The organism is Streptomyces sp. NPDC051217, assembly GCF_044455465.1.
Lineage (GTDB): Bacteria > Actinomycetota > Actinomycetes > Streptomycetales > Streptomycetaceae > Streptomyces.
Map to the genome: position 1 here is coordinate 64723 of NZ_JBITEV010000018.1, position 12834 is coordinate 77556.

General features: G+C 70.1%; 10 protein-coding genes and 1 pseudogene. 3 read left to right on the forward strand and 8 right to left on the reverse strand.

Annotated elements, in window-relative coordinates; all coding sequences use genetic code 11:
- Positions 1–154: 154 nt before the first annotated feature.
- From hpt to dacB, 4 genes are all read right to left on the reverse strand, one after another.
- Positions 155–715 (reverse strand): hypoxanthine phosphoribosyltransferase, encoded by a 561-nt coding sequence (gene hpt / locus ACIBBB_RS31040; RefSeq protein WP_398987877.1) that lies wholly within the window; start codon positions 713–715, stop codon positions 155–157.
- A gap of 68 nt (positions 716–783) precedes the next feature.
- Positions 784–1860 carry a tRNA lysidine(34) synthetase TilS gene (gene tilS, locus ACIBBB_RS31045; protein ID WP_398987879.1) on the reverse strand — a complete coding sequence of 359 codons (1077 nt, stop codon included), beginning with the start codon at positions 1858–1860 and terminating at the stop codon, positions 784–786.
- A gap of 242 nt (positions 1861–2102) precedes the next feature.
- Complete coding sequence (locus tag ACIBBB_RS31050; RefSeq protein WP_398987881.1) at positions 2103–3233, reverse strand: zinc-dependent metalloprotease; 1131 nt, start codon at positions 3231–3233, stop codon at positions 2103–2105.
- Positions 3234–3311: 78 nt separating this feature from the next.
- Positions 3312–4817 (reverse strand): D-alanyl-D-alanine carboxypeptidase/D-alanyl-D-alanine-endopeptidase, encoded by a 1506-nt coding sequence (gene dacB, locus ACIBBB_RS31055; RefSeq protein WP_398987883.1) that lies wholly within the window; start codon positions 4815–4817, stop codon positions 3312–3314.
- 188 nt (positions 4818–5005) lie between these two features.
- Here dacB and ACIBBB_RS31060 point away from each other — a divergent pair, with 188 nt between their 5' ends.
- Both ACIBBB_RS31060 and ACIBBB_RS31065 read left to right on the forward strand, forming a co-directional pair.
- Complete coding sequence (locus ACIBBB_RS31060) at positions 5006–5500, forward strand: inorganic diphosphatase (protein WP_003968257.1); 495 nt, start codon at positions 5006–5008, stop codon at positions 5498–5500.
- Positions 5501–5702: 202 nt separating this feature from the next.
- Positions 5703–7370, forward strand: a complete 1668-nt coding sequence (locus ACIBBB_RS31065; RefSeq protein WP_398988026.1) for a threonine/serine exporter ThrE family protein — start codon at positions 5703–5705, stop codon at positions 7368–7370.
- A 208-nt stretch (positions 7371–7578) separates the two neighbouring features.
- On the opposite strand, the pseudogene ACIBBB_RS31070 reads toward ACIBBB_RS31065, so the two are convergent.
- A pseudogene (locus tag ACIBBB_RS31070) lies at positions 7579–8280 on the reverse strand (DedA family protein); the annotation flags it as partial.
- A gap of 379 nt (positions 8281–8659) precedes the next feature.
- Between ACIBBB_RS31070 and ACIBBB_RS31075 the strand changes: the two are divergent.
- On the forward strand, positions 8660–10105 hold the full coding sequence (locus ACIBBB_RS31075) for a glutamate decarboxylase (protein ID WP_398987885.1): 1446 nt from the start codon (positions 8660–8662) through the stop codon (positions 10103–10105).
- A 234-nt stretch (positions 10106–10339) separates the two neighbouring features.
- On the opposite strand, the gene ACIBBB_RS31080 is transcribed toward ACIBBB_RS31075, so the two are convergent.
- The 3 genes from ACIBBB_RS31080 to ACIBBB_RS31090 form a co-directional block, all read right to left on the reverse strand.
- Positions 10340–11128 (reverse strand): ABC transporter permease, encoded by a 789-nt coding sequence (locus tag ACIBBB_RS31080; RefSeq protein WP_398987887.1) that lies wholly within the window; start codon positions 11126–11128, stop codon positions 10340–10342.
- Positions 11125–12042, reverse strand: a complete 918-nt coding sequence (locus tag ACIBBB_RS31085) for an ATP-binding cassette domain-containing protein (RefSeq protein WP_398988028.1) — start codon at positions 12040–12042, stop codon at positions 11125–11127. Before ACIBBB_RS31085 ends, ACIBBB_RS31080 begins: the two co-directional genes overlap by 4 nt.
- 147 nt (positions 12043–12189) lie before the next feature.
- Positions 12190–12831 carry a PadR family transcriptional regulator gene (locus ACIBBB_RS31090; protein ID WP_398988030.1) on the reverse strand — a complete coding sequence of 214 codons (642 nt, stop codon included), beginning with the start codon at positions 12829–12831 and terminating at the stop codon, positions 12190–12192.
- Between the last annotated feature and the right edge of the window lie 3 nt (positions 12832–12834).

Below are 12834 nucleotides of genomic sequence, written 5' to 3' on the forward strand. Positions count from 1 at the left end.
AAATGCTGCTGTGAGAAAAGACTGTTCTTCGGACGGTACCCCAGCATTGTCACCCGCGACCGCACGGGACTGCCGGTAAACCGGTCTTCCCATGCTCCAACGGCGGGAAGGGTGCGGGGGTTCCCGGCCCGGCACCACGGGCTCGGCGCCCGGTTCAGCCGCCGTAGACATGGGGGGCGAGAGTGCCGACGAATGGAAGATTTCGGTACTTCTCCGAGTAATCAAGGCCATAGCCGACAACAAACTCATTCGGAATGTCGAAACCGATCCATTTCACATCGATCGCGACCTTTGCGGCATCCGGCTTACGGAGCAGCGTGCAGACTTCCAGCGAGGACGGCTCCCGCGAGCCGAGGTTCGACAGCAGCCAGGAGAGCGTCAGGCCCGAGTCGATGATGTCCTCGACGATCACGACGTGCTTGCCCTTGATGTCGGTGTCCAGATCCTTGAGGATCCTGACCACACCGGACGACTGGGTCCCGGCTCCGTAAGAGGACACGGCCATCCAGTCCATCGTCACCGGGGTGGACAGCGCACGCGCCAGATCCGCCATCACCATGACGGCGCCCTTGAGGACGCCGACGAGGAGAACGTCCTTGCCCGCGTACTCCGCGTCGATCTTGGCGGCCAGTTCGACGAGCTTCTCGTCGATTTCTTCCTTGGTGATGAGCACCGACTTGAGGTCGGCGCCCATGTCCTTGTGGTCCACCCGCATCACTTTCGTTGTCGGCCAGGAGGCCGGAACTCGCCGCCCGGGAGACACAGCCGTCGTGCTTCTGCGCTTCAGCCCTGCCGGATGACCAGTCTGCCACCCTGCCGTTGGGCCTCGACGCGGCCCGGCAGGTTGATGGCTCCCTGGCCTCGCCAGCCCGTGATCAGCCGGTCGATCTCCTCGATGTGCCGGGCGAAGAGCGACCCCGCGGGCGCCCCGGCGACGACGGCGGCCCGGCGCAGAACACGGCGGCGGACGGCGGGCGGAAGTGCGTACAACTTGGCGCATTCCAGCTGTCCGGCGTCGTCCCGTACAGCTGACTCGGCGTCGGCCGCCCAGGCGTCGAGGGCGTCGGCGTCGTCACGGGAGAGCTGCGCCGTGCGGGCCAGGGCCTCGACGACGCCTTTGCCGAGCGCCTTCTCCAGGGCGGGCAGGCCCTCGTGGCGCAGACGCGAACGGGTGTACGCCGGGTCGGCGTTGTGCGGGTCGTCCCAGACCGGGATCGCCTGGACCAGACAGGCCTTGCGGGCGGTCTGCCGGTCGAGTTGGAGGAAGGGCCGGCGGTAGCGGCCGGTGGCGCCGGAGACGGGAGCCATCCCGGAGAGCGAGCGGGTACCGGAGCCGCGGGCGAGACCGAGCAGGACGGTCTCGGCCTGGTCGTCGCGGGTGTGGCCGAGCAGGACGGCGGCTGCGCCGTGCCGCTCGGCGGCGGCGTCGAGGGCGGCGTAACGCGCGTCGCGGGCGGCGGCCTCGGGCCCCCCGTCGCGGCCGACGGTCACGGCCACGGACTCGACGGGGTCGAGCCGCATCGCGACGAGCCGGGTGACGACTTCGGCGGCACGGAGGTCGGAGCCGGGCTGGAGTCCGTGATCGACGGTGACGGCGCCCGCGCGGACGGAGAGCTTGCGGGCCTCGAAGGCGAGGGCGGAGGCGAGAGCCATGGAGTCGGCGCCGCCGGAGCAGGCGACGAGCACCAGCGGCCGGCCGTCGGCCGGGGGCGGTGCGGCGGCGGGGCCGGCGTCGGCCGCCGGGGTGAGCCGGGAGCGCTCGATGCCGGAGCCCGCGCGTTCGGAGTGTTCGGTGATGACGTCGTGGAGTACGCGGCGGACCGCCAGGCGTATCGCCGCGACCGCAGGATGGGGACCCATGTCCGGTGCCCTTCGTGATGTTTGGGGGGTGCCTCGGTCGGAGTAGGGACGGGGTTCAGTCACACAGAGTGCGTCGATGGTGACAGAACCGGGCCGTTCCCCGAGCATTGCACGCCTACCCACCGCCCACGGTCCCTCGGATGGGTGATGCTGGCCCATTCCGGTGGACACCTGTGGACGTTGACATCCGGCACGGAGCTTCGCGCGCCCCTCTTAAAGAGGCTTACGACTCCTCAGGAGGATCAGGACTCGGCCTTGCGGTGCACCCGTGCGATCCAGTCCGCCGGCTTGGCGATCTCCGCCTTCGTGGGAAGGGTGTTGGGGGACGTCCAGACGCGGTTGAAGCCGTCCATGCCGACCTGCTCCACCACGGCGCGTACGAAACGCTCCCCGTCCCGGTACTGCCGCAGTTTCGCGTCCAGCCCCAGCAGCTTGCGCAGCGCCTGGTCGAGCCGGCTGGCGCCCTTGGCCCTGCGCTGCTGGAACTTCTCGCGGATCTCGGCCACCGAAGGCACGACCTGCGGACCCACGCCGTCCATCACAAAGTCGGCGTGGCCTTCGAGCAGGGACATCACCGCGGTGAGACGGCCGAGGATCTCCTTCTGGCCCGGAGTCTGGACCAGCTCGACCAGGCTCCGGCCCTCCTCCTCGTCCTCGCCCTCGGGACGGTTGCCGGTGAGCGACTGGGCCGCTTCACGCAGGCGTTCCACGACGGTGGAGGGGTCGACCTCGGTCTCCTCCAGGAATGACTGGATCTCACCCTCAAGGTGGTCACGGAGCCACGGCACGCCGGTGAACTGGGTGCGGTGGGTCTCCTCGTGCAGGCAGACCCAGAGCCTGAAGTCGTGCGGGTCGACGTCCAGTTCGCGCTCGACGTGGACGATGTTCGGCGCGACCAGCAGCAGCCGGCCGCCTCCGCCGTCGCTCGAAGGGAGGTCCCGGCTGGGCGGGGCGAACGTCTCGTACTGACCGAGAACGCGCGAGGACAGGAACGACAGCAGCATGCCCAGCTCGACGCCGGTCACCTTGCCGCCCACAGCGCCGAGGACGGCGCCGCCCGGGGTGCCCGACCGGCGGTCCTGCATCTTGTCGAGGAGCGGTTTGAGCAGCTCACGGAAGCCCGCGACGTTCGCCTTGATCCAGCCCGCCCGGTCCACGACGAGGACCGGGGTGTCCGGTGGCTCGTGGCCTTCGGGGATCATCCGGGTGTAGCCGCGCACATGCTCCTCGGCCGCCTTGGCGTGCCGCCGCAACTCGGCGACGATCTCGCGGGCCTCGTCCCGGCTCACTTCCGGTCCCGGCCGCGCGAGGCGGGTCGCGGTTGCCACCGCGAGATTCCAGTCCACCATCTCGACCCCACCGATGCTCGTCATGCGTCAACCGTACGTGCTCGCGCCGAAAGGCGGTGATGTGTCGGACGCGAGGTTCTGGCCGCGCGGCGACACGGGTGGTCAGGAGGCCAGTTCCGCCGAGAGGTGGTCCAGGGCCCGTTGTGCCGTGTCGGGAGCCGGGGCCTCCTCCGCCAGGAAGGCGAAGGCGAGGAGGCGTCCGCCGGGGCCGACGACCGTGCCCGCCAGGGAGTTCACGCCGGTCAGTGTGCCGGTCTTGGCGCGGATCAGGCCGCTGCCGGTGATCGCGTCGCCGTCGGTGTACCGCCCCTGGAGCGTGCCGCTGAATCCGGCCACCGGGAGCCCGGTGAGGACCGCCCGCAACTCGGGTCGGCCAGGGTCGGCCGCACGGGCGAGCAGCGCGGTGAGCAGGCCGGTGGTGATCCGGTCGTGGCGGTTGAGACCGCTGCCGTCGCGCAGGAGCGCGCCGTCGACGGGCAGCTTCAGCTTCTTGAGCTCGGCCTGGACGGCCTGTTGGGCGCCGGCGAAGCTCGCGGGTCTGCCCGTGTCGATCGCGACCTGCCGGACGAGTGACTCGCCGATGTCGTTGTCGCTGTTCGTCAGCATCCGCTCGACCAGCGCGGACACCGGACGTGAGCGCGTCACGGCGAGACGGTCGGCGTCCTTGGGGGCCGTGCCCAGGGCCGGGGGCTTCGTGGTCCTGACGCCGCCTTCGCGCAGGAGATCGACGAAGACATCCGCGGCGTCGCCCGCCGGGTCGCCGCTGCGTGGCGCCGGTCCGCCGAACGAGTCACGGGCGGAGTCGTCCAGCCGGCCCTGGCCGGTCATCAGGGCGGTGACCGGCGCGATGTTGTCGTTGGGGCCGATCGGGTGTTCGCGGGGGCCGGAGTAGAGGGAGACGTCGAAGCGGACGGTGACCCGGTGCACGCCCCGGTCGCGGAGCGCTCTGGCGGTGTCGTGGGCGAGGGCGCGCAGGCTCTTCCGGTCGAGGGTGGCGTCGCCGCCGCCGACGAGGGTGATCTCGGTCGGGCTCTCGTCCCTCTCGTCCCTCTCGTCGCTCTCGTCACTCTTGTCCTCGGCCTTGTCGTCGTCGGCCTTGCCGTCGCCCTTGCCCTTGTCGTCCGCGGTGACCACGGTGGTGGCGATGCGGTGGTCGGGGCCGAGGGCGGAGAGCGCGGCGACCGCCGTGGCGATCTTGATGGTGGAGGCCGGGGTCATCGGCCGGTCGGCCCGCTGCCCGAAGACCTGTTCACCCGTCGCGACGTCGACGACGGACGCCGCTGGCGCCGGTCCGAGGTCGGGGGACCCGAGGAGCGGCCCGAGGGTCTCGCGCAGGTCGGCGGGGAGATCGGCGGGCGCGGAGAGGGACTCCACCGGCGCGCCGAGTTCGGCGAGCACGCCGGCGGCGCTGGGCGCGGGTGCGGGCTCGCGCACGCCCCCGCCCGGGTGATGTGCGCCACCTGTACGACTCTGGGCGGCGGCCCAGTCGCGCTCGGCCTTACGCTGACCGGTGTCCCAGGGGCCGGCCATGGCCACCGCCCCGGCCGCCAGTACCAGGCCGAACACGGCGGAACCTGCCGTGAGCTGCCACACTTTCGGCTCAAGCACGGTTGACCAGCCCCTTTCGCGATCACACAGCTGCGTGGGGGACACTTAATCACTGCGCGTTGCCATGAGCACGGTGCCCCGGCCAGCGATGGCCGAACCTGCTCGCCCCCGGGGTCGGCCCCGGTGACGTGCGGTATCACCGACAGCAGCAATCACCGACATCTGTGTTGATCATGGAGGAGCCACCCGTGGAGTTCGACGTCACCATCGAGATCCCTAAGGGTTCGCGAAACAAGTACGAGGTGGACCACGAGACCGGCCGGATCCGCCTTGACCGTCGTCTCTTCACCTCGACCAGCTACCCGGCCGACTACGGCTTCGTCGAGAACACTCTCGGTGAGGACGGCGACCCGCTGGACGCACTGGTCATCCTGGACGAGCCGACGTTCCCCGGCTGTCTCATCAAGTGCCGTGCGATCGGCATGTTCCGGATGACGGACGAGGCCGGCGGCGACGACAAGCTGCTGTGCGTCCCCGCCTCGGACCCGCGCGTGGAGCACCTGCGGGACATCCACCACGTTTCGGAGTTCGACCGCCTGGAGATCCAGCACTTCTTCGAGGTCTACAAGGACCTGGAGCCCGGCAAGTCGGTCGAGGGCGCGGACTGGGTGGGCCGTGCCGAGGCCGAGGCCGAGATCGAGGCCTCGTACAAGCGCCTCGAGGCGCAGGGCGGCGCTCACTAGCACTTCCCACGGACCGGGGCTCGGCGGCTGCCGGGCTCTGAGGGACGGGGAGCCGACGCGTACCAGCGGCGGGCAGCGCACCATTCGGGTGCGCCGTCCGCCGCTCGCGTGCGCCCATCTCCGCGCCCGTGTCCATACTGAACAAACTGCTGTGCGAACCGTGCCGGAACGGCACCGACGAGACTGAGTGAGGGCGAAGACAGTGGTGGGCGAGCGGGACGAGGCCGAGGAGCGTAAGCCTTCGTCCGACGAGGCGCACAGCGCCTTCACTCCCCCGTCCGGGATGGACCAGGTGCCGGCACCCGAGGACGGCAGCACCACCTCGGAATTCGCGGTTCCGCAGGGTCTGAGTCCGGAGAGCACACAGGAGACCGATCATTCGGCCTTCGACCTGCCGCGGACCTACCGCGCGCGGCAGTCGCCGCCGGCGTTCACACCCGCGGAGGGCGTGCCCGTCGTCCGGCTGACCAAAGAGGCGCCGTGGCAGGACCAGATGCGCACGCTGCTGCGGATGCCGGTCGGGGACCGGCCGGTGGTGGAGGTCGTGCAGCGGCACGACGAGACCGGGCCGGCCGTGCCGCGCGTGCTCGACCTGACGCTGCGTATCGGCGAGTTGCTGCTGGCGGGTGGTGAGGGGGCCGAGGACGTCGAGGCCGCGATGTTCGCGGTCAGCCGCGCGTACGGTCTCGACCGCTGCGAGCCGAACGTCACCTTCACCCTGCTGTCCATCTCCTACCAGCCGTCGCTGGTGGACGACCCGGTGACGGCCAGTCGCACCGTACGCAGGCGGGGCACCGACTACACCCGGCTCGCAGCCGTCTACACGCTCGTCTCCGACATCACCACCGAGGACACGGACGTCACCCTGGAGGAGGCGTACCGGCGGCTGGCCGAGATCCGCCGTAACCGGCATCCGTATCCGGGGTGGGCGCTGACCTGCGCGAGCGGGGTGCTGGCCGGGTCCGCGTCGGTGCTGGTCGGTGGTGGTCTGCTGGTGTTCGTCGCGGCGATGATCGGCGCGATGCTCGGTGACCGGCTGGCCTGGCTGTGCGCGGGGCGCGGGATTCCTGAGTTCTACCAGTTCGTGGTCGCGGCCATGCCGCCGGCCGCGATGGGGGTGACGCTGACCCTGGCGGCGTCCGCGACGAACTGGGAGATCCGGCCGTCGGCCGTGATCACCGGTGGACTCTTCGCGCTGCTGCCGGGGCGGGCCCTGGTGGCGGGTGTGCAGGACGGTCTGACCGGCTACTACATCACCGCCGCCGCACGGCTGCTCGAAGTCATGTACTTCTTCATCGCGATCGTGATGGGGGTGCTGATCGCGCTGTATCTGGGCGTCCAGCTGAACGCCCAGCTCAACCCGGACGTGGCGCTCCAGGCCGCGGCGGGGCGGCCCGTGCTCCAGATCTGCGCGGCGGTGGCGCTCAGTTTCGCCTTCGCGATCCTGCTCCAGCAGGAACGGTCCACCGTGCTGATGGTGTCCCTGAACGGGGGCGTGGCCTGGACCGTCTACGGGGCGATGCACGACACCGGAGGGATCTCGCCGGTGGCGGCGACCGCGGTCGCCGCAGGCGTGGTGGGGCTCTTCGGGCAGTTGTTCTCCCGCTACCGGTTCGCCTCGGCGCTGCCGTACGTAACCGCCGCGATCGGGCCGCTGCTGCCCGGCTCGGCCACCTACTTCGGGCTGCTCGGCTTCGCGCAGAACCATGTGAACGAGGGCCTGGCCTCGCTCTCCACGGCCGCCGCGCTGGCCTTGGCGATCGCCATCGGGGTCAACTTCGGCGGCGAGCTCTCCCGGCTGTTCCTGAAGGTGCCCGGCCAGGGACGTGGTTCGAGCCGCCGCGCGGCCAAGCGGACGCGCGGCTTCTGATCCCGCCGGTCAGGCGACCGGCGCAGGTGCCGCGACCGGCTCCGGTGCGGCGACCGGCCTCCGGCTTCGTCCGTCAGCGCCTGGCGTGGCGCCCGCGCGGCGGGGTCTCCGGGTCTTCCGGAGCCTCCGGTGTGGCATACGGCCGGGGGGCACCGTACTCGTCGCGCGTGACCCGGAGCTGCTGGGTCTGGAAGTCCTGCGGTACGTGGGCGTGCTGTCCGGGCGCCGTGGGTCCCGCGGGGTTTCCGGGGTTCGCGGGACCGGTGGGCTCGCCCGCCGCGGCGGCCTTCTTGGAGTGGGAACGGGCCCGCAGGAACTCGATCACGATCGGCAGCACCGAGAGCGCCACGATCAGGATCAGGATCATCTCGATGTTCTTGTGGACGAAGTCGATCTTGCCCAGCGCGGCGCCCAGCAGCGTGACGCCCGCACCCCAGAGCACGCCGCCGATGATGTTGAACGTGACGAACGACCGGTAGTTCATGCGGCTGACGCCCGCGATGATCGGCGTGAACGTCCGCACGATGGGCACGAAGCGGGCCAGCACCAGCGACTTGGGCCCGTACTTCTCGAAGAACTCGTGCGCCTTCTCCACATTCTCCTGTTTGAAGAGCTTGGAGTCGGGGCGCTTGAAGAGTGCGGGGCCGACCTTACGGCCGAAGAGATAGCCGACCTGGTCGCCGATGATCGCCGCCAGCACGACCAGGAGACAGACCAGCCACAGCGGCCTGTCGAGCGTGCCGGACGTCACCAGCAGTCCGGTGGTGAACAGCAGCGAGTCGCCCGGCAGGAAGAAGCCGATGAGCAGGCCGGATTCGGCGAACACGATGACCAGGACGCCGATCAGGCCGAAGGTCCCGATCAGATAATCCGGGTCTAGCCAGCTCGGTCCGAGCGCAAGGGTTGTCACGAGGTCCGGGCTCCTGAGTCGATAGTCGGTCGATCGTCGAAATCGGCCGTCGCTGCATCAGCGTCGTCCATCCGCCGTCAGCGGATGTCGGCTGCCCAAAGCTATCAACGCTCCAGCCCTGACTGAGGTTCCACCCGGTCCGCACAGCTCGCGATCGGTCTGGACCGGGACCGAAGCGCGCCTTTCGTCCCCGCCACGACCGGGCTCCAGGGCCGGCCGGATACCCCGAACGGACTTCCGGCGAGCCAGTCGCCCGTTTTGTCCGTATCGTCGCGCCTGACGTCTCAGCCGCCGATGCCCTGCCACCAACGAATTCACTCGCGCCATCACGACCGGCCTCGGCGGCCGACGCGAGAGACCCCGGGAGACAGGGAAACCGATGGCACTTCGCAGCGGCACGGAGAAATCCGAGGGCAACACGCGCGGCCCGGCCGACGATCAGACCGAGCGTCGCCGGCTGTCGCTCAACCCCTTCTTCGGGGAGGCCGACCCGGTCGGCGAGATGTCGTCCGCCCCGCCCAAGCACCGGCTCCCCGACGGTCCCATGCCTCCGTCCACGGCCTACCAACTGGTCCACGACGAGCTGATGCTGGACGGCAACTCCCGGCTCAATCTGGCGACCTTCGTCACCACCTGGATGGAGACGCAGGCCGGGGTGCTGATGGGGGAATGCCGGGACAAGAACATGATCGACAAGGACGAGTACCCCCGGACGGCCGAGCTGGAGCGCCGGTGCGTCGCGATGCTCGCCGACCTCTGGAACGCCCCCGACCCGTCCCTCGCCGTCGGCTGCTCCACCACCGGCTCCAGCGAGGCCTGCATGCTGGCCGGGCTCGCGCTCAAGCGACGCTGGATGGCCAAGAACCGGGACCGCTATCCGGGCGGCGCCCGGCCCAATCTCGTGATGGGAATCAACGTCCAGGTCTGCTGGGAGAAGTTCTGCAACTTCTGGGAGGTCGAGCCCCGGCTCCTTCCCATGGAGGGCGACCGCTTCCACCTCGACCCGCAGGCGGCCGCCGATCTCTGCGACGAGAACACGATCGGCGTCGTGGCCGTCCTCGGCTCCACCTTCGACGGCTCGTACGAACCCGTCGCCGAGCTCTGCGCGGCCCTCGACGCCCTCCAGGAGCGCACGGGCCTGGACATCCCCGTCCATGTCGACGGCGCCTCCGGCGCGATGATCGCGCCCTTCCTCGATGAGGACCTCGTCTGGGACTTCCGGCTCCCGCGCGTCTCCTCGATCAACACCTCCGGGCACAAATACGGCCTGGTCTACCCGGGCGTCGGCTGGGCGCTGTGGCGCACGTCGGCCGAACTGCCCGACGAACTGGTCTTCCGCGTCAACTACCTGGGCGGCGAGATGCCCACCTTCGCGCTGAATTTCTCGCGGCCGGGCGCGCAGGTCGTCGCCCAGTACTACACATTCCTGCGGCTCGGCAGGGACGGATACCGCGCCGTCCAGCAGACCACGCGGGACGTGGCCTGCGCGCTCGCCCGGAAGATCGGGGAAATCGACGAATTCCGGCTGCTCACCCGCGGCGACCAACTGCCCGTCTTCGCCTTCACCACCGCCCCGCATGTGACCAACTTCGACGTCTTCGACGTCTCGCGGCGGCTGCGGGAGCACGGCTGGCTCATGCCCGCCTACACCTTCCCGGCCAACCGCGAGGACCTGTCCGTCCTGCGCGTGGTGTGCCGCAACGGATTCTCGGCCGACCTCTCCGCGCTGCTGCTCGACGATCTGCGGCTGCTGCTGCCCGAACTGCGGCTCCAGCCCCAGCCCCTGGGCCGGGACAAGTCGAAGGCCACGGCCTTCCACCATTGACCGGCGCCAGGCCGTGAAGATCGTACGCATGGATTCCCCCCGAGGTCCGCGGAGCACGTCGCCCCGCATGCGGTTCTGCCTCTGATACACCGCGAACCCCGGGAAGGTTCCACCCGGCGACAGACCGGCACCGGGCCGCCGGGCATCCGCGAACGGACTGCCGACCGGCCGGCGGCCCACCACCGGCCGACCGCCTGCCGACCGCCTGCCTGTCGCCTGCCTGTCGCCGAATGATCAGTGGCTCAGCCTGCGGAACCGCCGTACCGCGAGCGGGAAGAACAGCGCGATCAGCACCACCGGCCACGCCACCGCCAGGAGATACGCGTGCTCCGCCGCCCACGACCCGCTCAACTGCCCGGGAACGCCCGCCAGATCACGTACCGCTGCCGCCGTCGCCGACAGCGGGTTCCACTCGACCGCGGCCCCGAGCCAGTCCGGCATGGACTGCGGCGCCGCGAACGCGTTGGAGAAGAAACCGATCGGCCAGACCAGGATCTGCACCGCCTGCACCAGCTCCGGCTTGCCGGCCACCATCGCCAGGTGGATCCCGAGCCACAGCATCGCGAACCGCAGCAGGAGCAGCAGCCCCACCGCCCCCAGTAGCGCCGCGGCTCCGCCGTCCCAGCGCCAGCCGAGCGCGAACCCGGCTCCGATCATCACCACCAGACTCAGCGCCGACTGGAACATGTCCGCGACGCTCCGGCCCACCAGCACCGCCGACGACGCCATCGGCATCGAGCGGAACCGGTCGATGACCCCCTTGCCGAGATCCTGGGTGACGGCCAGCATCGTGGCCTCAAGTCCGAAGACCATGGTCAGCGCGAGCATCCCGGGGACGAGGAAGCTGATGTACTCGCCCTCGACGCCTCGCCCCGCCCCCATCAGATAGCCGAACATCAGCAGCAGCATCACCGGGAAGATCAGACCGATGACGACCTGGACCGGCTGCCGCTGCCAGTGGGCCAGTTCGCGCCGCGTCATCGTCCAGCTGTCGATCAACACGGTCGCGTTCGTCGTACTCATACGGCCTCCTTCCTACGGTGCGTCAGCTGCAGAAAGACCTCGTCCAGCGTCGGCCTGCGCACCACGACGTCCTCCACCTCGATCCCGGCCGCCGCCAGCGCCTGTACGGCCCCGGTCAGCGCCGCCATCCGGTCCGGCGCGGGGACGCCGACCAGCCGGCGGTCCTCGTCCACCGTCGCCTCGTCCCCGAACAGCCTTGCCGCCGGGGCCAGTTGCCGCGCGTCGCGGACGACGACATCGATCCGGTCTCCGCCGACCTTCGCCTTCAGCTGGTCCGCGGTCCCCTCGGCGATCACGCGCCCGCTGTCGACGACCGAGATCCGGTCCGCCAACTGGTCGGCCTCGTCCAGGTACTGCGTGGTCAGCAGTACGGTCGTGCCTCCGCCGACCAGCGAGCGCACCGAGGCCCACACCTCGGCCCGCCCGCGCGGGTCGAGTCCGGTCGTCGGCTCGTCCAGGAAGAGCACCGCCGGATCGGTGATCAGAGAGGCCGCCAGGTCGAGGCGGCGCCGCATGCCCCCGCTGTACTGCTTGATCGACTTGCGTCCGGTGTCGGCGAGCCCGAAGCGCTCCAGCAGTTCGTCGGCGCGCGCCGCCGCCCGCCGCGCGCCCAGGTGGTGGAGCCGCCCGAACATGTCGAGGTTCTGCCGCCCGCTCAGTTCCTCGTCCACCGCCGCGTGCTGTCCGAGCAGCCCGATCCGCCGGCGTACCTCCTGCGCCTCCGTACGGAGGTCGTGGCCCGCGACCCGTACGACGCCCTCGTCGTGCCGCAGAAGCGTGGCCAGCACCCGTACGGCCGTCGTCTTGCCCGCGCCGTTCGGCCCGAGCATCCCGTGCACGGTGCCGCGCGCCACCACGAGATCGAGCCCGTCGAGCGCGGACTTCTCCCCGTACCGCTTGCGTACGCCTTCCATGACTATCGCGTCCGTCGCGTCAGTCAATGCCTTCGCCTCCAGCCCCTTCGCCTCGTAGTCAAACTTGACTACACTGCGAAAGGTAAAGCACGAAGGGCGGATTAGTCAAACTTGATTAGAGGCGCTGGGGTGCGGCGCCGGCCACCGTCAGTCGTCGTCACCCTCGGCGGGGACGCCCGTCGCGTACGGGTTCTCCTCACCTTCGGCGAGCACTCCGACGAAGGGGTCACCCTCGCCGGAGAAGACATGCGCGCCGCCCTCGATGCGCTTGATGAACCCGCGCGTCCACTCGACCCCGGAGTCGGCCTGGCTGATCCAGAGGTTCATGATCTCGCCGATGTGCCCGAGCTGTTCCGGGCCGTCCTCGGGCACGTAGTGCTCGGTCACGGACGCCCGCCAGTCCTCGATGGCCCGCACCCGCTCCTTCAGCAGCTCGACCGCCTCGGCGCGCGGCAGGTCGACAATGAAGCCGACACCGGCCGACAGCACGTCCATCTTCTGGTCGTAGGCGACCAACGACTCCCGCAGAAGCCGGAAGTACTCCGCGGTCCCGGCCTCCGTCAGCTCGTACTCGGTGCGCGGCGGGCCGCCGGCCGTGCTCGGCGCGACCTCGTGCGCGAGCAGCTCGCCCTGCTTCGCCATCTGCTTCAGCGCGTGATAGATCGAGCCGGGCTTGGCATTCGACCACTCGTGCGCGCCCCAGAACTCCAGGTCGTTGCGGACCTGATAGCCGTGCGCGCGGCCGTGCTGGCGCACCGCCCCGAGCACCAGCAGCCGGATCGCTGACATCGC